Origin of the sequence: Citrobacter sp. TBCS-14 (genome assembly GCF_005280805.1) — a bacterium.
Classification (GTDB): domain Bacteria; phylum Pseudomonadota; class Gammaproteobacteria; order Enterobacterales; family Enterobacteriaceae; genus Citrobacter; species Citrobacter gillenii.
In genome coordinates this window covers 1-527 of the sequence record NZ_SZWM01000569.1, presented here as the reverse complement: position 1 = coordinate 527, position 527 = coordinate 1, and the positions used below count along the sequence as shown (strand labels likewise).

At 49.0% G+C, this 527-nt stretch carries 1 pseudogene; it reads left to right on the top strand.

Annotated elements, in window-relative coordinates:
- Positions 1 to 527 (top strand): annotated as a pseudogene (locus tag FDX22_RS19960) (amino acid permease); the annotation flags it as partial.

The window sequence follows — 527 nt, the reverse complement described above, 5'->3', positions numbered from 1 at the left end:
CATTTGCTTTAATGATGGCGGAAATGGGTTCCGCCTATCGGAAAGAAGAGGGTGGAATCTATTCGTGGATGAATAATAGCGTTGGACCTCGCTATGCCTTTATCGGCACCTTTATGTGGTTCTCCTCCTATGTTATCTGGATGGTCAGTACTGCCGCGAAAGTCTGGGTACCTTTTTCAACCTTCTTATTTGGCGCAGACATGACCCAGCACTGGCGTATCGCGGGGCTTGAGCCTACGCAGGTCGTCGGACTGCTCGCCGTTGGCTGGATGATTCTGGTGACCTGTGTGGCATCCCGGGGTATTAATAAGATTGCGCGTATTACGGCAGTAGGCGGAATTGCCGTAATGTGTCTTAATTTAGTTCTGNNGGTGGCCACTTTGCTCAGGATATTAATTTCATTTCCTCGCCTAATCCGGGATATCAGTCCGGTCTGTCCATGCTGTCATTTGTGGTATTCGCCATTTTTGCTTACGGCGGAATAGAGGCCGTGGGTGGATTAGTTGATAAAACGGAAAAACCCGAAA